Here is an 18,283-nt window from a genome sequence, read left to right as displayed (position 1 = left end):
ATGCGATTACTCATTCTTTCCGCAGCGGTTTCCGCCGCGCTCGCGCTGTCGGCGTGCTCGATGGCGCCGAAGCTGGTCAAGCCCGAGCTGCCGGTGCCGACCGCCTATACGACCGCGGTCGCGGCCGACCAGCACGCGAACGCGGCCGATCTCGGCTGGCGCTCGATGTTCGGCGACCGTCGCCTGCAGCGCCTGATCGAGCTCGCACTCGAGAACAACCGCGACCTGCGCCTGGCCGCGCTGAACGTCCAGGCCGCCGAAGCGCAGTACGGCATCCAGCGTTCCGCGCGCCTGCCGTCGATCGGTGCCGGCGCGAGCTTCACGCGCCAACGCACGGCCGCCGACTCGCAATCGAACCCGCCGCTGCTCGAAAACACGCAGAACCAGTACGGCGTGAACATCGGTCTCAGCGCGTTCGAGATCGACCTGTTCGGCCGCGTGAAGTCGCTGTCGGATGCCGCGTTCGCGCGCTACCTCGCGACCGATCACGGCCGCCGGGCGGTGCAGATCGCGCTCGTCGGCTCCGTGGCCAACGCGTATTTCGCCGAGCGTCTCGCGCAAGAGCAGCGCGCGCTGTCCGAACGCACGCTGAACGACTGGCGCCAGTCGCTCGACCTCGCGCGCCGCCTGAAGCTCGCCGACCAGGCGAGCGGCGTCGACATCGCGCAGGCCGAAGGCCAGGTCGCGAGCGCCAGCGCCGATCTCGAGGCGCGTTCGCGTGCCGTCGAGCAGGCGGGCAACGCGCTGCGGCTGCTGGTCGGCACCGACCTGCCGAAGAACCTGCCCGATCCGCTGTCGCTGGAGCGCCAGCCGGTGATGACCAAGCTGCCGGCCGGACTGCCGTCGGAATTGCTGTACCGCCGGCCGGACATCCAGCAGGCCGAGCAGAATCTCGTCGCCGCCAACGCCGACATCGGCGCGGCGCGCGCGGCATTCTTCCCGCGCCTGTCGCTGACGTCGTCGATCGGCTTCCTCAGCCCGGGGCTGGGCAGCCTGTTCGACGGCGGCCAGCGCGTGTGGAGCTTCGCGCCGCAGGTCACGCTGCCGATCTTCCAGGGCGGCCGGCTGCGTTCCGAGCTGAATCTCGCGGAAGTGCGCAAGTCCAGCGCGGTCGTCGAGTACGAACGCTCGATCCAGACCGCGTTCCGCGAAGTGGCCGACGGCCTCGCCGGGCGCGAGACCTTCAGCCGCCAGATCGACGCGCAGACCAAGGTCGTCAAGAGCGCCGAGCGCCGGACCGATCTCGTGAACCTGCGCTATCGCGCCGGCATCGAGGATCGGCTGGAACTGCTCGACTCGCAGCGCCAGCTGTACGCCGCGCGCCAGACGTTGCTGGATCTGCGCAACGCCGAACTGGGCAACGCGGTCGCGCTCTACAAGGCGCTCGGTGGCGGGCTGACCGACACCGACGTGCCTCCCGCCAACAGCGTGGCAAAAAACTGAGCAATGGGCCGTCGCCCATCCGTTCGCGACGACTGAAAGCACGGTGAAGTCCGGCGGCGCACGTGCCGCGCCGCCGGATCGCCCTAACGGTCACGCTCACTTCCAGTGAACCCGATGAACCCTCTGATACTCATTGCCGAAGACGATCCGGAGATCGCCGACATACTCGACGCGTACCTCGCCCACGACGGCTTTCGCACCTACCGCGTCGATCACGGCCAGGCCGTGCTCGACGTGGAGCCCGTCCTGAAGCCCGACCTGATCCTGCTCGACGTCAGGATGCCGAAGAAGGACGGCTGGGAAGTCCTGGTCGAACTGCGCCGCCGCAGCGACACGCCGATCGTCATCATCACGGCGCTCGACCGCGAGATCGATCGCTTGCAGGGGCTGCGTTTCGGCGCGGACGACTACATCACGAAGCCGTTCAATCCGGCCGAGGTGGTCGCGCGCATCCGCGCGATCCTGCGTCGTTTCGAAACGGCCACGTCCGGGCGCTTCATCAAGGTCGGCAACCTTGAAATCGACACGCAAAGCTATCTGACCACGGTCCGCACCGACACCGGAGAAACCGGCGTCTCGCTGACGCTGACCGAATTCCGGCTGCTTGCGCACCTGGCCGGCTCGCCGAACCGCGTGTTCACGCGCAGCGAACTGATCGACGCCTGCCTTGCCGACGTCGATGCGCTGGAGCGCACCGTCGACAGCCACATCAGCCGGCTGCGCAAGAAGCTTGAATGCGCGGGCGCGTCCGGGATGCCGGAGGTGATGCGCGGGGTCGGCTACCGGCTGCGCAGCAGCCATTGAACGCGCGCCATGGATCGCAGCGGCACAAGGCACATGGCGCGGATCGTCGGACTCCTGACGGTCGCGGTCGTGCTGACGATCGCGACCGGATGGTTCGTCGCCTACGGCCTGATCCTGGCCGTGTCGTCTCCCGCGACCGACAACCCGATCGCGGTGGTGATCCGGGAGACGCCGAGCTATCTGATGCTCGCAGCCGTCTTGCTGGCCGCGCTGGTCGCGACGATCGTCGATCTCGTCAGACTGGTGCGCGCAACGGGCTCATAGCAACAGGCCGACGCGCATTGCACGCCGGCGGCCACGCTGCGATTCCTTTGTTTTCGAGTCGTCCTCGGAAAGACGTCTTTTCCAGAGATCTGATCAACCGCATGCGCGCAGCGAGGGTCGAAATGAGCAATCAGGGCAATGTCTCTTCGTCGATCGATGGCGATGCTCGCGAACGGGAAAGCAGCGCCGATTCACGGCTCGGCCGCGTAACGTTGATTTCGATCGACGCAATCGAACCGGAGGAGCGCTGGCGCCACATGATGCACTCACTCAACGCATGCAGCGACGGCGCGCGAATCAACCGGCAGCGCAACGACGGCGCACTTGATTCACGCAGAAAAATGACTTCCGGCGATCGATCGAGGTGCAGCGCGACGATCGATATCCTGGATCAACCGACGTCCAGCACGGTGGTGCTTTCGTGGCGGGATTCGACGGGCGGACATTACGGCTATCAAAACTGGCACAAAGGATTCGCCAGACGGGCAGGGATATGCGCGATGAGCGGTAGGCCCATCACCCCCGGCGACGAGATATTTCGGCCAAGCGTGCGAAATGGTCGGCCGACGAACGCGTCCGCGATGATTCTCGCGATTCACATCGCCTGCATCGACTTTGCGCGGATCACGACATAGACGTGGCGCCCTTCCCGCTCCCGGCCGGGCGCTGAAGCTGCCCGGCTCCTGGAAACCGGGCCGCTCAGTGCGCCTTCCATCCCGCCGAAGCGCTCATGGGCCATTCACCACCGAAGCGCTGAAGCGCCGACTACAGAACCCTCACCATGGCCATTTTCGAATTGATGATCGCGCTGCTGCTGGCGATCCTTGTCTTGCACTACGTCGGGCACAAGCTCGGGCTGCCCCCTGCCGTCGCGCTGATCATCGGCGGCGGTTTCATCGCCTTCCTGCCCGGCCTGCCCGAGGTGCATATCGATCCGGAACTGGTGCTGGTGATTTTCCTGCCCCCGTTGCTGATGGACAGCGCCCTGGGCATCTCACTCGACCACCTGCGCCGGCACATGCTGGGCGTCGGGGCGTTGGCGATCGGGGCGGTGCTCTTCACCACGGTCGTGGTGGCCCTCGTCGCGCACTGGCTCGTGCCCGCCCTGCCCTGGGCCGCCTGCGCGGCCCTGGGCGCGCTGGTCGCGCCGCCGGATGCGGTGTCGGCCCGCGCCGCACTGCAGCGGGTGAAACTGCCGCGCCGCCTCCTGATCCTCCTGGAGGGCGAGAGCCTGTTCAACGACGCAACGGGCCTCGTGCTGTTCCGCTTCGCGGTGGCAGCGGGCGTGACGGGCCTGTTCAGTCCGGCCGAAGCCCTCGGCAGCTTCGCCCTGCTCGCGCTGGGCGGCGTACTGGTCGGCGCGCTCGTGGGGGGCGCGTGGGTCATCCTGATGCGCCATCTCGACGAAGACAGCCTGGTCATCGCCGCCGGCCCGCTGTGTGCGTGGGGTTCCTATCTGCTGGCCGAGCGCTTCCACGTGTCGGGGGTGATCGCCACGGTGACGACGGGCCTCATCTGCGCCTGGTTCCAGCACCGCGTGCTCGGCGCGTCGGCGCGACTGTACGGCACCGGCTTCTGGTCCGTCACGATCTTCATTCTCGAGGCGTTCGTGTTCCTGATCATCGGATCCTCGCTGCATGAGTTGATCCAGCGGGGCGACGGGCTCGACTCGATGCTCGCGGAGATGGGTATACCGGTGCTGATCGTCGTGCTGGCCGTCATCCTCGCGCGGTTTGCCTGGGTGTATGTGTCGGACGGCGCGCTCATCCTGCTGCGGAAGCTGGGCGTGACCCGCTTCCATCCGCTCGGGCTGGCCGACGCCACGGTATTGAGCTGGGCCGGCATGCGCGGGGTGATCACCCTGGCGCTCGCCGCCAGCCTCCCGGAGAGCTTTCCGGGGCGTGATTTCATCCTCGTCACCGCCATCGCCGTCATCCTCGCCACCGTGCTGGTGCAGGGGCAGTCGCTCGGCGCCCTGATCCGCTGGACCGGGCTCGCGGCGCCGGAAAGCGACCAGCCTCGCCTGAGCATGAGCGAGGCGCAGGCCGTGATTGCCAAGGTGCAGTACGAGTTGATGGCAAAACGGGCCTACAACGCGGCAGGCGAACTCGTTCACCCGATGCTCCTGGACATTCACCGGCACAAGGCCGAGGACATGGCCCGCTACGCGCGCCACGCCGACGAATACAAGCCCCACCTCGTTGCGCGTTCGGACACCGTGCTGGAATTGATCGCGGCGGGTCGGGCCGAGCTCATGCGCCTCTATCGCGCCGGCGACATCGACGAGCACACGCTGCACGAACTGACGCGCGACCTCGATCTCGAGGAACTCCGCGCCATTTCCGCGAAGGCGTGACGCGATCGCCATCGATGGAGACGCAACGCCTTCAAGCTCGTGACGGCTCCATCATTTCTCCATCAAACCGCACCAAAGCGTCCATCGACGCCAAGCACACTGCGAACCCCATCATCGAGACCGCATGCGCGAGCAACACGAACCCATGGACACGTTTCCGGCCCTGATCACCTGCGAGCATTGCGACAGCGTCTACCGACGCCGCGCGCTGGCGCCGCACGAGGTCGCGCGTTGCGAGCGCTGTTCGGCCGTGCTGTTTCGCGCGAGCTGGCTCGATATCGACCGGTGGCTCGCGCTGGCGATGGCGGCAGGCGTGGTGTTTGCCATCGCCAACCTCTGCCCGATCATGCGGATCAGCGTGCAGGGGCTGCACAGCGAAGCCACGCTGTGGCAATCCGCGCTCGCGCTGGCCAAAGGCTACGCCGCGCCGATCGCGATTCCGACGGCGCTCGCGATCGTGGTGGTGCCGTTCCTGCAGATCGCCACGCTGATCTGGTTGCTGGCCTTTGCCCGTGCAGGGCATCGTGCGCCCGCGTTCGGCCCGCTGATGCGGCTGCTCGTCGCGCTGCGGCCGTGGAGCATGATCGAGGTCGGATTGCTCGGCATCCTGATCGCCATCATCAAGCTGTCCAGCCTCATGCAGATCATTCCCGGCGCGGGCTTGTGGGCCACGGCCGTGCTGATGGTGCTGATCCCGCTGATCGCGGGCCACGATGCGCGCCAGCTGTGGGACTGGGTCGTGCCGGTGGAACCCGCCGGAGGCCGCTCGTGAGCCTGCCCGTGCGCGCCAGCCAGCTAGGCATGGTCGGGTGCCATGCGTGCGGCCTCGTCTGCCGGCCCCCCGCCTGCGCCGCACAGGATGCGCACGCGCATGCCGCAGAAGCGGCACGCTGCCCGCGCTGCGGGTCGGCGCTGCACGCGCGCCGCCCGGACAGCCTCGTGCGCGCGTGGGCGCTGCTGATCGCCAGCCTGATCTTCTATCTCCCGGCCAACCTGTTGCCGGTGATGCGCACCACGCTGCTCGGCAGCCACAGCGAATCGACGATTCTCAGCGGCGTCGTGGTGTTCTGGAAAGCCGGCTCGTACGGCATCGCGTCGGTGATCTTCATCGCGAGCGTCGTCGTGCCGTGCACGAAGTTTCTCGCGCTCGGCATGTTGCTCGTCACGACGGGCCGGCGCAGCGTGTCGGCCATGCGCGAGCGGGCCGTGCTGTATCGCGCGGTCGAGCTGGTCGGCTACTGGTCGATGCTCGACGTGCTGGTCGTCGCGATCATCTGTGCGCTGGTGAAGTTCGGTCCGCTGTCCGAGATCGAGCCGCGCGCCGGCATTTTGTTTTTCGGCATGGTCGTCATTCTCACGATGCTGTCTGCGATGAGTTTTGACCCACGCCTCATTTGGGACGCCGAAGAAGCATGAATCCTCCATCCGGCCCGCAAGGCCTCGAACCCCACGACCCGCCCGTGACGCGCAACCGCCTGCGGCTTTCGCTCGTCTGGCTCGTGCCGCTCGTCGCGGCATTGATCGGCCTGTCGATGGTGATCCACGCGTGGTTGTCCGTCGGACCGGAAATCACGATCACGTTCAACACCGCGCAAGGCCTCGAGGCCGGCAAGACGCCCGTCAAGTACAAGGACGTCGTGATCGGCACCGTGACCGCCATCTCGCTGAGCGACGACAGTTCGCACGTCGTCGCGACGGTGTCGTTCGTGAAGAATGCGCGCAACCTCATTCGCGACGACACGCGCTTCTGGGTCGTGCGGCCGCGTGTCGGCATGAGCGGCGTATCGGGCATCGATACGCTGTTCTCCGGCGCCTACATCGGCATGGACACGGGCGGCTCGACGCAATCGCGCAAGGCCTACACCGGGCTCGAGACGCCGCCCACCGTCATCAACGGCATGCCGGGGACGAGCTTCGCGCTGCGCGCCACCGATCTCGGCTCGCTCGATATCGGCTCGCCGGTCTATTACCGCCATCTGATGGTCGGCCACGTCGCGTCTTACAAGCTCGACATGCAGCGCCGCGACATGAACCTGCAGGTGTTCATCGATGCGCCGTACGATCGGCTGGTGACGACCGATACGCGCTTCTGGAACGCGAGCGGGATGGATCTGTCGCTCGACGCGAACGGCCTGAAGCTGAAGACCCAGTCGGTCGCGACGATCGTGGGCGGCGGCATCGCGTTCGCGACGCCGGAAGACAGCGATGCGGCGGCGGCCCGTGCAAACCACCTGTTTACGCTCGCCGACAACGAAACGTCCGCGATGGCGGCGCCGGACGGGCCATCCCAGCTCATTCGACTCCGCTTCGAGCAGCCGTTGCGGGGGCTCGCGGTCGGGGCGCCGGTGGAATTCTCCGGCGTCAACATGGGCAAGGTGGTCTCGACCCAGCTCGACTTCGACCGCACCACCCGGCGCTTCCAGTCCATCGTCATGGTCAAGGTCTATCCGTACCGGCTCGGCCCCGTCATCGAGAAGCTGCAGAAGACCGAAGGCAACGGCAATCCGCGCGCGGCCCAGTTTCTCGCCGGCCTGGTCGAGCATGGGCTCCGTGCGCAGGCACGTACCGGCAACCTGCTGACGGAGCAGCTCTACATTTCGTTCGATTTCGTGAAGAACGCGCCGAAGGTGCCGTTCGACGCGAACGCCACGCCGCTGACCTTGCCCACCGTGCCGAGTACCTTCGACAAGCTGCCGGAGCAGCTCGCCGACATCGTCGACAAGATCAACAAGCTGCCGCTGGAGTCGATCGGCAAGCATGTCGATTCGAGCCTGACGAACCTGGACGCGACGCTCAGGCAGGTCAACGGCCAGTTGCTGCCGTCGACGACGCGCGCGCTCGACCAGGCGAACCAGACGTTCGGCGCGTTGCGCCAGGGCATCGCCGAGGACGGCCCGCTTCAGGAAAACCTCACGAACACGCTGACCGAAGTCCAGCGTACCGCGCGCTCGCTGCGCACGCTCACCGACATGCTGGGCCGCCGTCCCGACGCGCTGCTCCGGGGCACCGGCGCCGATCATGCGCCGATCGCGCCGGTCGCCCCTTCCACCTCGCCTGTCCAGCAGGAGCCACGACAACCATGAGCTTCCCGATTCGCGCCAGGACGATCGCCCTGGGCACCGGCGCCGTCATCGCGCTGACCGCCTGCGCGTCGAACCCGGTGCATTACTACACCCTCGTCTCACCAGCCACGTCCGCGACGACAACGGCAACGTCGACCACCGCGCGCGCCGCCGCGCCGCTGGCGATCAACGTGTTGCCGGTCGGCATCCCTGCCCAGCTCGACCAGCAGCAGATGGTCGTGCGCAGCGGGACCGGCGCCGCGCGGATACTCGACAACGAACGCTGGGTCGCGCCGCTCGGCGACGAGCTGCGCGCGGCGCTTTCGTCGGCGCTCGTCGAGCAGCTGGGCGCGCGCAACGTCACCGGCCTGCCGCGTCCGTCGAACCAGACCGTCATGAGCATCCGCACGCAGGTGCGCCGCTTCGATGCGTGGCCCGGGAGCATGGCCCAGTTCGAAGCGGATTGGGTCGTCGGCGTGCAGCAGGACACGCCGGGCACGCCGGGCACGCGCATTTCGTGCAGCACGCGGCTCAGCGAAGCGGCACCCGGCGGCTACGCGGACATGGTGCGGGTGCAACAGCGCATGATCGAGCAGTTCGCCACGCGGATCGCGAGCACGGTGCGCAGCTTCGGCAACGGGCGCCCTGCCTGTCCCGCCGATTCGTAAACCGTTCCGCCAGGGGAGCCGTCCATGGGAGCGCGCGAAGGTATCCAGTTATGGGAACCGGCTACCTTGAAGCGATGCATGACGCGTGACGCGTTACGCGCGCCGCCGGTAAGTGCCCGGCGTGCTTCCTGTCCAGTGCCGGAACGCGCGATGGAACGCGCTCGGATCGTCGAAGCCGATGTCGGCGCCGATCGCCGCGATCGTATCGGGCGTATCGGTCAGCCGCTGGATCGCGATGTCGCGCCGCAGTTCGTCCTTGAGCGCCTGGAACGTCGTCCCTTCGGCGGCCAGGTGGCGGCTCAGCGTGCGCACCGAGCAATGCAGGTGCTCGGCCGCCTGGTCGATCACCGGCAGGTCGGGCAACGCTTCCGACAGGTACTGCCGCACGCGATGGCACACGAGCTGTTCGCTGAACGATTCGAAGATCCAGTCGCCCGGTGCGCGCGCGAGGAACTTGCGCAGGTTCCGCTTGCTCTGCCGGATCGGCGCGTCGAGGTAGTCCGCGCTGAAGCGCATCAGCGTGCGCTCGCAGTCGAACTGCACGGCGCCGGTGAAGAAGTACAGGTGCTCGACCGCATGGCGCGGCCGCGGGCACGCGAACTCGATCTGCAGCAGCGGGATCTTCTGCCCGATCAGCCAGGAGCACACGCCGTGCACGAGCTTGAGCATCAGCTCCTGGCCGAGCGCGCCGATCGGGCCGACGGCGTCGTTCGGGCGCAGCACCGTCTGCGCGACGAGACCGTCGCGCTTCGATTCGACGAAGAAATCGTCGAGCAGGATATGGAAGAATTGCCCGAAACGATGCAGCGCCGTTTCGAGGTTGCGCGCATCGAGCAGGCTCAGGCACAGGTACTTCAGCGTGCCGCCGCGCAGCGGGCGCGAGAAGATGCCGGGCATCTCGTCGTCGAGTTCGATCGCGAGCGTGCGGTACAGCGTCGAGAACTGCTCCTCCGTCACGCGCGCATGCGGTTCGCCGAGCAGCTCGATCGGGATGCCGGCCCCGCCCAGGTAGCGCTCGACCACGTCGCGCTGCACGGCCGCGCTCGCGAGGAAGCCGTTGACGAGCGAGATCGGCACCGTCGCGCTCGGCGACGGCAGCGCACGCCCGGGTGCGGGCCCGGGCTGGGCGGAAAGTGAATCTGAACCGGTCATCGCGTCCCCGTCGATCGAACCGCTCGCATTGTACTTGAGCGGCCCGCGCGGAGCCTTCCGGGCTATCGGCACGCCGGACACTGCGCGGCGCGGCGCGCCGACGCCATCAGTCGGTGCGGCTGAGTTCCCGGCGCAGGATCTTGCCGACGGTCGACTTCGGCAGCCGGTCGACGAAGCGAATCAGCTTCGGCACCTTGTAGGCCGCGAGGCTCTCGCGGCAATGCGCGACGAGTTGCTCCTCCGTCACGTCGGCATCCTGCGCCAGCACCACGAACAGCTTCACGGCCTCGCCCGTGCGCGCATCCGGCACGCCGATGCACGCGCATTCAGCCACGCCCGGCACGGCGGTCGCGACCGCTTCCACCTCGTTCGGGTACACGTTGAAGCCCGACACGATGATCATGTCCTTCTTGCGGTCGACGATCCGCAGGAACCCGGCTTCGTCGAACACGCCGACGTCGCCGGTGCGGAAATAGCCGTCGGCCGTGAACGCGGCCGCATTCGCGTCCGGTTTCTGCCAGTAGCCGCCCATCACCTGCGGCCCCTTCACGCAGATCTCGCCCGCGCCGCCGATCGCCACCTCGTTGTCCTGGTCGTCGAGCAGCTTCACGTCGGTCGACGGCAGCGGCAGGCCGGTGGTGCCCGTGAACGAGTCGATCGACTGCGGGTTGAACGACACGACCGGCGACGTTTCCGACAGCCCGTAGCCCTCGCGGATGAAGTTGCCCGTCACCGCCTTCCAGCGCGACGAGATCACGTCGATCACGGCCGCGCCGCCGCCGGCCGACAGCTTCAGCCGCGACCAGTCGACTTCCGTCAGGCGCGGATGGCCGGCGAGCCCCGCGTACAGCGTGTTCACGCCGACGAACACCGTCGGCCGCGCGGCCTTCAGCACGTCGATGAAGCCGTCCATGTCGCGCGGGTTCACGATCAGCCAGTTCTGCGCGCCGATCGCGAAGTAGGACAGGAAATTCACCGTCAGCGCGAAGATGTGATACATCGGGATCGCCGTGACGACGACCTCCTCGCCCGGCACGCGCGCGGCCGGCACGATCGCCCCGAACTGCTCGATGTTCGCGACGAGGTTGCGGTGCGACAGCGCCGCGCCCTTCGACAGGCCGGTCGTGCCGCCCGTGTACTGCAGCAGCAGCAGGTCCGCGCCGCCGAGCGCAACCGGTTCGAACGTGAGCGATTCGCCGGCGGCAATGGCGCGCGCGAGCGGGATCGAACCGGGCGGCAGCGCGTCGCATGTGCCGGCCGGCGCATCGACGACACCGAGATCACCGCGCCCGACGCTCAGCACGGTGCGCACGCGCGTGCCGCCGACCACTTCGGCGAACGTGCCCATCGACCCGCCGCACACCAGCGCGACCTCGACGCCCGCGTCGTTGAGCTGATGCTCGAGCTCGCGCGCCGTGTAGAGCGGGTTCACGTTGACCTGGATCGCGCCGATCTTCGCGACCGCGACGAACGCGACCGCAAACGCGAGCACGTTGGGCAGCATCACGGCCACGCGATCGCCCTTGCGCACGCCCACGACCTGCTGCAGATAGGCGGCCAGCGCGGTCGACAGGCGGTCGACGTCGCCATAGGTCAGCGTGCGGCCATATGAGTGGAACGCCGGGCGATCGGCGAATCGGCGCATTGCGTCGTCCAGCAACGCGCTTACGGAAGGAAAGCGATCGGGATCGATCTCGGCGGGGATCGAGCCATACGACCCGGTCCAGTGTCTCTTCGTCATGTCTCACTCCACGGGGGACGGCGCGCCGGCCGCGCCGTTCGCACGATGGCCTGCACGCCGGAGAAGCGCGGACCATCGCCTGATCGGCGACTATCGCCCGCGCGGCGCACTTTGAAAATGATCCGGGCGGCCGAAAAGATGATCGAAACGGACAGGCGAGCCGCACCTGTCCAGGTAACTTCGCCGGATACCGCCAACCTGGCAGGACGGCACGCGCCAGGCCGGCTGCGGCCCTACGGGCGCACCGAAGCCCGCTGCACCGGGTCGCACTGGCACGCGTATCAGGGTGAACCCTGTGGCGCATGGGACCGATCCCGAGCAGAATTGCGTGCCGTCAACGATATCGATTCGGACGCAGGATGCTCCCATGCCGCGCAGTGCGCTCTTGACCCCGACGACCGCCCGCGCAGCCCGCCTGCCGGACGTCGAGCCGACCCACGCGTTGCGCCAGCAGCGCTTCACGCCGGCCAAGCTGGCCGTGCTGCTCGACGTGGCCGCGCAAGCCGGCCTCGACCCGGTCGCGGTGCTCGACGGCACCGGTCTCACGCCGGCCGCCGTCGCGGACCCGTTCACGCTCACGTCGCCGCTGCAGTTCCTCACGGCCGCGCGCAATGCGATCGGCCGCTACGACGGCACCGACCTCGGCGTGCGTGTCGGCCACCGGCTGCACGTGTCGAGCTACGGGATGTACGGCTACGCGATGCTGTGTTCGGAATCGCTCGCGCATGCGTTCGAATCCGCCGTCAAGTATCACCGGCTCGCGAACGGCATGCTCGCGATCCGCTGGGTCGAACACGGCGACATCGTGTCGTGGCAGTTTCCCGACCGGCACGAAGTCGCGCTACCGGATCTCGACGAGCCGCTGTACCGTTTCCTGATCGACATGCAGTTCGCGCTGCACGTGACGATCATCAAGGACGTGATGGGGGCGTGGTGCGTGCCGGCGCGCGCGCAGTTCGCGCAGCCGCAGCCGGCGCACGCGGCAATGCTGGCCGATGCGCTCGAATGCCCGATCGCGTTCGACCAGCCGCATCACGTGCTCAGCTACCCGGCCGCGTGGCTCACGCGCGCGCCGCAGCTCGCGAACCCGATCACCGCCGCGCAGGTGTCGTCGCATTGCGCGAGCCTGCTCGATGAAATGCGCAGCCAGGCCGGCGTCACGCGGCGCGTGTACCAGGAACTCACGCGCACGCCCGGACAGTTTCCGGACATCGACGCGATCGCGGCGATCCTGTGCATCACGTCGCGCACGCTGCGCCGCAAGCTCGAAGCCGAGGGCACGTCGTACAGCGAACTGCTGGCCAGCGTACGCAAGGCGCTCGCGATCGACTATCTCAGCACGACCACGCTCAGCACCGAGGACATCGCATCGACGCTCGGCTTCAGCGACGCGGTGGGTTTCCGCCACGCGTTCAAGCGCTGGACCGGCATGACGCCGAGCGACGTGCGGCGCAAGCGCGGCGGTTGAACGCCGGCATTGCAGGGGCGACGATCAGCGCCCGTCGCCGGCCCCGGGCGTGGCCACCGCCAGTGCGAACTCAAACACCGCCCCGCGCCCGGCCCGGTCGACCAGCCGGATACGGCTGCCGTTGAGCGCCAGCATCCGGTGCACGATCAGCAGCCCGAGCCCGCCGCTCGTCACCGCGCCGCCGCTCATCGGCCGCTGCGGCCGCTGGAACAGCCCTTCGCGCCGCGCCGCCGGAATCCCTTCGCCGGTATCGGCCACGGTCACGAGCACGCGGTCGCCGCGCGGCTCCAGCGCGACCTCGACCTCGCCGTGCGCGGGCGTGTGCCGCAGCGCGTTGTCGAGCAGGTTGGTCAGCACGCGCTCGATCATCCCGAGATCGGCCGACACGACCGGCACCCGCGGCGGAATCCGCGCATGCAGCGCGACGCCGCGCGCCTGCGCGGTCAGCTCGAATTTCTGGAACACGTCCTGCACGAGATCGACGAGCGAGAACGGCTCGCGCTCGGCCTGCACGCCGCCCGATTCGAGCCGCGCGAGCTCGAACAGCGCCTGCGCGAGCCGGCCGACCTTCGCGCTCTGCGCGAGCGCGATCGACAGGTAGCGCCGCCGCTCGTTCTCGGCGAGCGTGTCCGACTTCAGCGACAGCGTCTCCAGATAGCCGTGCAGCGACGTGAGCGGCGTGCGCAGGTCGTGCGAGATGTTCGTGATCAATTCGCGCCGCTGCTGGTCCTGGTGCGTCAGCGCGCGCCACTGGTCGCCGATCCGGTCGGCCATCTGCGCGAACGCGGATTCGAGCACGACGATGTCATCGCCGCGCCGGCCCGGCCGCGAGCGCGGCACCGGCGGCTGCGTGTCGGGCGCGCCGTTCGCGTCGAAGCGGCGCATCGCGTCCGTCAGCCGGCGCAGCGGACGCGTGATGAAGCTGAACGCGGTGAGGCCCGCGAGCAGGCCGAGCAGCGCGACCAGCGCCATCGACCACAGCGTCGTGCGCAGCACATTGCCGGCGTCGACGCGCGCGGCCAGTTGGTCATGCGCCTCGCCGAGCAGCACCACGTAGATGTAGCCGGACGGCGGCTGGCCCGCCAGCTGCAGCGGCGCGGCGCTGAACACCTTGCGCGCATCGGGGCTGCGCGGGTCGTCGCCGAGGATCGGCAGCGGCTCGCCCGCGATGAAGCGCTGCACGGGCGCGAGATCGACACGATCGCGCTTCACGTGGCCGGGCGGCGCATCGTCGCCCTTGATCCGCCCCGCGTTGTCGAGCAGATAGACCTCGACGCTCGGGTTCACGCCCATCAACTGCCCGAACAACGTGCGCACCGCGTCCGGGCGCAGCCCGTTCGCGTCCATCAGCGGCGCGCTGTGGGTCACGCTGTTGACGATGTTGGCGGCCAGGTCGCGCGACAGCCCCTGCACGACTTCCTGCTCGCGCATGTCGTTCGCGCGGATCTGCAGCCACGCGGACGCGCCCGAGCACGCGAGCAGCAGCACCGAGAACACGAGCGACAGCCGCTGGGTAAGGGTGAGCTTCATCATGCGTCCCGCTGGCCCGGCGCGGCGAGCTTGTAGCCGCGGCCCCACACGGTGAGGATCCGCACGGGCTCGGCCGGATCGGCCTCGATCTTCGCGCGCAGCCGGTTGATGTGGGTGTTGACCGTGTGCTCGTAGCCTTCGTGCTGGTAGCCCCACACGGCATTGAGCAGGTCCATCCGCGAGAACACCTTGCCCGGATGCCGCGCGAAGAAATACAGCAGGTCGAATTCGCGCGGCGTGAGGTCGATGCGCGCGCCGTCCACGCTCGCCTCGCGCGCGATCGGGTCGATTGCCAGCCCCGCGACGTCGAGCGTGCCCGCGTCGATCCGCGAATCGCGTGCGAGCGCATCGACGCGCCGCAGCAGCGCCTTCACGCGCGCGACGAGTTCGAGCACCGAGAACGGTTTGGCCAGATAGTCGTCGGCGCCGAGCTCGAGGCCGAGGATCCGGTGCACCTCGCTCGAACGCGCACTGGTGATGATGATCGGCGTGTAGCGCGTCATCGCACGCGCGCGCCGGCAGATTTCGAGGCCGTCGACGCCCGGCAGCATCAGGTCGAGGATCAGCGCATCCCAGCCGCCCTGTTCGAGCAGGCGCAGCCCCTCGGCGCCGTCCGCGCTGTGCACGACCTCGTAGCGCTCGTCGCGCAGGTGCAGGCTCAAAACGTCGGCGATATCGGCGTCGTCCTCGACGATCAGGATGCGTTTCGGTTGGTCCATGGCGGCGGGCGGCGGCACGTCGGTGCCTGGTATCGGTTCGGGCCGGCCCCGGTCCGGCTGGCCGGGTTCTCCGGGGGGAATCGCGGCCATGGGCCGCGCTGCCGCCATTGTGCAAAATTTTTCGACGGGAAGGGATCACAAATCGTTTAGATTTGGATCGTGCTTGCGCCCGGTGCCGATGCCCGCAAGGTTTCGCGCTCCGGCCCTTGAACTGGATTTCCTGTAGCCCGGAAAACGCTCAGGTCGAATGTCGATGAGACTCGCCTGGCTTCGCTCAATCATCCAGAAGGGCTGATCGAAGACCCAGATGTTGAACGAATGGATCGAAGTCGCGATCGCTATACAGCAACGAGACCCCGTTCTCAATACAGTAAGTCGCAATCAGCGTGTCGATGGTCTTGCGGATCGTCACGCCTCGCGCTCTCAACGCACGATAATTTCGTGCAGCCTGGACAGCGTTGTCCGTTCCGACCAGCGACACGACATTCATGCGCCCCGTCATCAACTGGCGGGCGACATTGAATTCGGATTCAGCCGAGAAGCCCTGCAACACCTCCACGACGATCAGGTCGCCGGACAACAGCGCCTCGTGGCCGAGCAAAGCATCGAGCTTGTCGGTTTCCGGCGCAACCTTGCCGCGGAAATAGTCGATCCAGACGCTCGAATCCACGAGCGTCATCGATCCGTCCTCATGGCGTCGAGATCACCTTCCCAGTGGAGTTTTCCACGGAACTGGCGAATCTGCTCTTGCTGCTTGAGCCTGATGATCGTCTTCAGACCGAGCTCGACCGCTTCGCGCTTGGTTTTGATACCGGTTGCGGCAAGCGCCTCGGCCATCAGCTTGTCGTCGATTTCAATGTTGGTACGCATGGCATACCTCTCGATGTGTATGAATTTATGAATTATACACATCACTACCCAAAGCGTCTCGCCATGGACAGTATTCCATGCCGACCGTCCTCCATTTTTCACGTGGCTCGCACCCCGCAACGTGGAAGTCGCTCAATTCAAGTTGATACAGGCACGTCAGCGGTCTCTCCGGTTGCCCGATCCGTTTGGCCCTCCGCGTGCGGATTGAAGGAACCACGATGTCCGCACGTTCCTCCTTCCTTGAAAGAACCCTCTCCACCCGGTACGCCTGCGCCTGCCGGCAACTGACCGACGACGAACACCGTGCACGCCAAGAACGGCTCGGCGCCGGCATCACGGGTATATTCCTCGGCTGGGTGGGAGCGTTGATGATCGGGATCGGCCGCAGGCTGATGCACACATGATCGGTCCTGTTGCTGCGCAGAGGCACGACGGGCCGACGGCTTGCCGGACGTGACGCCATTCGCCTGCGTCCGGATGTGACCCGCCCCGTCGTGGATGACCGAAGTTGCACACACAAATAAACAAGAGAGATTCCGGGAAAATGCTTCGATATGCTTGCCTGTTTGCTCACGACCACCCGTCCACGCCCGAGACCGTATGGGATATCGACGACGGCCAGATGGACGGCTGGGCCGAATGGTTCGAACAGATTCCGCAACTGTTCCTCTACCTGATCGGCGATGCAGCGCATCTGCCACGGATCGCACCGTGCGCGATATTTGGCGATGTCGAGTCGCCCGCCTGCCTGATGGCGCCGATGGCCGAGGTGCGCGCGCGCTGGCATGCGCTGGACCGGCACATGCAGCCGCGGCTGCCGCAGTTGCCGGCCGATGCTCAGGCGCAATGGGCGCACATGCACACGACCGTCTCGACGACGACGCGCGAATGGCTGATCCTCGATTGCAGCCAGTGTTGCGACGCGGCCCTCGGCACGCCCGACATGAACGCGTTCCTGCAGCAGACGCGACAACGCTGCGCCGAATGGGGCCCGGCACCGGAGCCGGGCGCGGCCGACCTGCCGCCCGCCCTTCTACCGTTGCTGAGCGAGGCAACGGGGCAATGGGGATGGTGGAATCCGAACGTGATCGAGCGCATCTACGCGATCGAGGCGCAGCCGCATGCGGAATGGCCGGATGATCTGCGGGAAAGCTACGAGCCGGCAAGGGACTGGCAACCGTGGATCGACGAAGTGCAGGCGTACTACGTGCGGCGAATCGATCGGGTTGCCGGCGAATCGCCTTCGGCCGACGCCGATCGGCCACGCGCCCCCGCCGGGCTCGTCACGCCCTATGGCCGCTGGCTGGTGCACCCCGACGAAGGAGCGGAATGGATCGACATCGAGGCAGGCTATATCGTCATCAGGCAACACGGTGACTGGCATGCCGGCTCGCCGGGTGGCCTCAAGGATCTGAATGGCCGGTGGGTCGTGCCGGTTTCCGCCGGCTACGTCAATGTGTCTCCCCTCACGCGAACGCTGGCACTGGGGCGACGTGCGCCGCTGCCGGAAGGCACGAGCGGAATCGTCGAGCTGCTGCGTTGGCCCGATGGCGAGTCGCTGTTCGACGACCTGACCGGCGGGATGCTCCACGACGACGGTCGAGTTCGCCTCTTCCATGCGGACGATACGGTGTCCGCTGTCGATGCGACAACCGGCGAACCGCTATTCGACACGCGTTACAAGAACGTGTTCGCGTTCCACCGGAAGCTGCGCCTCGCCGTGGTCGAGTGGTGTCGGCCCGGCGAGCCTTCGCCGGACAATCCGGGCATCCTGCAGGGTGTCGTGCACGAGAGCGGACGGCTGGTCATTCCCTGCGAATACGCACACGTCCATCACGCTTACAAGCAGCCGCCGAAGCTCCTGCACGGGCGCCAGTTGCTGGCGATTACCGCGGACGGGCGGCCCCATTTCTATAGTCCCGACGGCACGCTGCTGGCGGCGCTGGAGTGCGACATGAAGCCATGGATCTGGACGCCGACGGTGAAGGAAAATCAGCTGTTGGCGTTCGACGGCGAAGGCATGGACGCACGCGTGATCTGGATAGCGTTGAGCGACTACAGCTTCATCGAGACCGGCGAAACACGCGCCGATTGCGTGAACATGTTGACGGAAAGCCTGAAAGGCTGGCTCCCGAAGTAACGGCGTTCGCGGATCGTGCGTCTGCACGGTACCGTTCGGTGCGTCATGCCGGACGAGCCGTGCGCG

18 protein-coding genes are annotated in these 18,283 nt (G+C 67.2%); 12 read left to right on the top strand and 6 right to left on the bottom strand.

What is annotated here, in order from left to right; genetic code table 11:
• From CFB45_RS33805 to CFB45_RS33770, 9 genes are all read left to right on the top strand, one after another.
• Nucleotides 1–1,443, top strand: coding sequence for an efflux transporter outer membrane subunit (locus tag CFB45_RS33805; protein ID WP_089429472.1), 1,443 nt, complete (start codon nucleotides 1–3; stop codon nucleotides 1,441–1,443).
• Nucleotides 1,444–1,557: 114 nt separating this feature from the next.
• Nucleotides 1,558–2,247: a response regulator gene (locus CFB45_RS33800; protein WP_089429471.1), complete on the top strand. Its 690-nt coding sequence runs from the start codon at nucleotides 1,558–1,560 to the stop codon at nucleotides 2,245–2,247.
• Nucleotides 2,248–2,256: 9 nt separating this feature from the next.
• Nucleotides 2,257–2,511 (top strand): hypothetical protein, encoded by a 255-nt coding sequence (locus CFB45_RS39215; RefSeq protein WP_179255137.1) that lies wholly within the window; start codon nucleotides 2,257–2,259, stop codon nucleotides 2,509–2,511.
• Nucleotides 2,512–2,633: 122 nt separating this feature from the next.
• A complete protein-coding gene (locus CFB45_RS39210) occupies nucleotides 2,634–3,146 on the top strand; it encodes a DUF3331 domain-containing protein (RefSeq protein WP_179255136.1) in 513 nt (170 codons plus the stop codon).
• Between the two features lie 146 nt (nucleotides 3,147–3,292).
• Nucleotides 3,293–4,867: a Na+/H+ antiporter gene (locus CFB45_RS33790; protein WP_089429469.1), complete on the top strand. Its 1,575-nt coding sequence runs from the start codon at nucleotides 3,293–3,295 to the stop codon at nucleotides 4,865–4,867.
• Nucleotides 4,868–4,991: 124 nt separating this feature from the next.
• Entirely contained in the window at nucleotides 4,992–5,639 is a 648-nt protein-coding gene (locus CFB45_RS33785; RefSeq protein WP_089429468.1) for a paraquat-inducible protein A, read from the top strand.
• The gene (locus CFB45_RS33780) at nucleotides 5,636–6,283 is read left to right on the top strand and encodes a paraquat-inducible protein A (RefSeq protein WP_089429467.1); all 648 of its coding nucleotides are present in this window, start codon (nucleotides 5,636–5,638) and stop codon (nucleotides 6,281–6,283) included. The genes CFB45_RS33785 and CFB45_RS33780 overlap by 4 nt, the downstream gene beginning before the upstream one ends.
• Complete coding sequence (locus tag CFB45_RS33775) at nucleotides 6,280–7,950, top strand: PqiB family protein (protein WP_089429466.1); 1,671 nt, start codon at nucleotides 6,280–6,282, stop codon at nucleotides 7,948–7,950. The genes CFB45_RS33780 and CFB45_RS33775 overlap by 4 nt, the downstream gene beginning before the upstream one ends.
• Complete coding sequence (locus tag CFB45_RS33770) at nucleotides 7,947–8,597, top strand: PqiC family protein (protein ID WP_089429465.1); 651 nt, start codon at nucleotides 7,947–7,949, stop codon at nucleotides 8,595–8,597. Before CFB45_RS33775 ends, CFB45_RS33770 begins: the two co-directional genes overlap by 4 nt.
• Nucleotides 8,598–8,690: 93 nt before the next feature.
• Here the strand turns inward: CFB45_RS33770 and CFB45_RS33765 are convergent, their stop codons facing one another.
• Both CFB45_RS33765 and CFB45_RS33760 read right to left on the bottom strand, forming a co-directional pair.
• On the bottom strand, nucleotides 8,691–9,815 hold the full coding sequence (locus CFB45_RS33765) for an AraC family transcriptional regulator (protein ID WP_373558435.1): 1,125 nt from the start codon (nucleotides 9,813–9,815) through the stop codon (nucleotides 8,691–8,693).
• Nucleotides 9,816–9,855: 40 nt separating this feature from the next.
• The gene (locus tag CFB45_RS33760) at nucleotides 9,856–11,490 is read right to left on the bottom strand and encodes an AMP-binding protein (RefSeq protein ID WP_089429464.1); all 1,635 of its coding nucleotides are present in this window, start codon (nucleotides 11,488–11,490) and stop codon (nucleotides 9,856–9,858) included.
• 367 nt (nucleotides 11,491–11,857) lie between these two features.
• Between CFB45_RS33760 and CFB45_RS33755 the strand changes: the two genes are divergently transcribed.
• Nucleotides 11,858–12,958 (top strand): AraC family transcriptional regulator, encoded by a 1,101-nt coding sequence (locus CFB45_RS33755; RefSeq protein WP_089429463.1) that lies wholly within the window; start codon nucleotides 11,858–11,860, stop codon nucleotides 12,956–12,958.
• Nucleotides 12,959–12,982: 24 nt separating this feature from the next.
• Here the strand turns inward: CFB45_RS33755 and CFB45_RS33750 are convergent, their stop codons facing one another.
• From CFB45_RS33750 to CFB45_RS33735, 4 genes are all read right to left on the bottom strand, one after another.
• The gene (locus tag CFB45_RS33750) at nucleotides 12,983–14,488 is read right to left on the bottom strand and encodes a HAMP domain-containing sensor histidine kinase (RefSeq protein ID WP_089430100.1); all 1,506 of its coding nucleotides are present in this window, start codon (nucleotides 14,486–14,488) and stop codon (nucleotides 12,983–12,985) included.
• Nucleotides 14,488–15,207: a response regulator transcription factor gene (locus CFB45_RS33745; protein WP_039353478.1), complete on the bottom strand. Its 720-nt coding sequence runs from the start codon at nucleotides 15,205–15,207 to the stop codon at nucleotides 14,488–14,490. Before CFB45_RS33745 ends, CFB45_RS33750 begins: the two co-directional genes overlap by 1 nt.
• Nucleotides 15,208–15,481: 274 nt before the next feature.
• Nucleotides 15,482–15,886, bottom strand: a complete 405-nt coding sequence (vapC, locus tag CFB45_RS33740; RefSeq protein ID WP_089429462.1) for a type II toxin-antitoxin system VapC family toxin — start codon at nucleotides 15,884–15,886, stop codon at nucleotides 15,482–15,484.
• Nucleotides 15,883–16,077: a type II toxin-antitoxin system VapB family antitoxin gene (locus CFB45_RS33735; RefSeq protein WP_047904609.1), complete on the bottom strand. Its 195-nt coding sequence runs from the start codon at nucleotides 16,075–16,077 to the stop codon at nucleotides 15,883–15,885. Before CFB45_RS33735 ends, vapC begins: the two co-directional genes overlap by 4 nt.
• A 218-nt stretch (nucleotides 16,078–16,295) precedes the next feature.
• Here CFB45_RS33735 and CFB45_RS33730 point away from each other — a divergent pair, with 218 nt between their 5' ends.
• Together CFB45_RS33730 and CFB45_RS33725 are read left to right on the top strand one after the other, a co-directional pair.
• Nucleotides 16,296–16,481, top strand: coding sequence for a hypothetical protein (locus CFB45_RS33730; protein ID WP_089429461.1), 186 nt, complete (start codon nucleotides 16,296–16,298; stop codon nucleotides 16,479–16,481).
• 140 nt (nucleotides 16,482–16,621) lie between these two features.
• Nucleotides 16,622–18,217, top strand: a complete 1,596-nt coding sequence (locus tag CFB45_RS33725) for a DUF7822 domain-containing protein (protein ID WP_144025254.1) — start codon at nucleotides 16,622–16,624, stop codon at nucleotides 18,215–18,217.
• The last annotated feature ends 66 nt before the right edge of the window (nucleotides 18,218–18,283 follow it).

This window comes from Burkholderia sp. HI2500 (assembly GCF_002223055.1).
GTDB lineage: Bacteria > Pseudomonadota > Gammaproteobacteria > Burkholderiales > Burkholderiaceae > Burkholderia.
The sequence above is the reverse complement of the archived record's forward strand: the minus strand, read 5'-3'. Positions and strand labels throughout refer to the sequence as shown.

Bases quoted from the DNA above. Each gene is read 5' to 3' on its own strand.
- CFB45_RS39210 (WP_179255136.1), top strand. From the start codon at position 2,634: ATGAGCAATCAGGGCAATGTCTCTTCGTCGATCGATGGCGATGCTCGC.
- vapC (WP_089429462.1), bottom strand. From the start codon at position 15,886: ATGACGCTCGTGGATTCGAGCGTCTGGATCGACTATTTCCGCGGCAAG.
- CFB45_RS33750 (WP_089430100.1), bottom strand. From the start codon at position 14,488: ATGAAGCTCACCCTTACCCAGCGGCTGTCGCTCGTGTTCTCGGTGCTG.
- CFB45_RS33745 (WP_039353478.1), bottom strand. From the start codon at position 15,207: ATGGACCAACCGAAACGCATCCTGATCGTCGAGGACGACGCCGATATC.
- CFB45_RS39215 (WP_179255137.1), top strand. From the start codon at position 2,257: ATGGATCGCAGCGGCACAAGGCACATGGCGCGGATCGTCGGACTCCTG.
- CFB45_RS33770 (WP_089429465.1), top strand. From the start codon at position 7,947: ATGAGCTTCCCGATTCGCGCCAGGACGATCGCCCTGGGCACCGGCGCC.
- CFB45_RS33755 (WP_089429463.1), top strand. From the start codon at position 11,858: ATGCCGCGCAGTGCGCTCTTGACCCCGACGACCGCCCGCGCAGCCCGC.
- CFB45_RS33775 (WP_089429466.1), top strand. From the start codon at position 6,280: ATGAATCCTCCATCCGGCCCGCAAGGCCTCGAACCCCACGACCCGCCC.
- CFB45_RS33800 (WP_089429471.1), top strand. From the start codon at position 1,558: ATGAACCCTCTGATACTCATTGCCGAAGACGATCCGGAGATCGCCGAC.
- CFB45_RS33735 (WP_047904609.1), bottom strand. From the start codon at position 16,077: ATGCGTACCAACATTGAAATCGACGACAAGCTGATGGCCGAGGCGCTT.
- CFB45_RS33725 (WP_144025254.1), top strand. From the start codon at position 16,622: ATGCTTCGATATGCTTGCCTGTTTGCTCACGACCACCCGTCCACGCCC.
- CFB45_RS33785 (WP_089429468.1), top strand. From the start codon at position 4,992: ATGCGCGAGCAACACGAACCCATGGACACGTTTCCGGCCCTGATCACC.
- CFB45_RS33730 (WP_089429461.1), top strand. From the start codon at position 16,296: ATGTCCGCACGTTCCTCCTTCCTTGAAAGAACCCTCTCCACCCGGTAC.
- CFB45_RS33805 (WP_089429472.1), top strand. From the start codon at position 1: ATGCGATTACTCATTCTTTCCGCAGCGGTTTCCGCCGCGCTCGCGCTG.
- CFB45_RS33760 (WP_089429464.1), bottom strand. From the start codon at position 11,490: ATGACGAAGAGACACTGGACCGGGTCGTATGGCTCGATCCCCGCCGAG.
- CFB45_RS33790 (WP_089429469.1), top strand. From the start codon at position 3,293: ATGGCCATTTTCGAATTGATGATCGCGCTGCTGCTGGCGATCCTTGTC.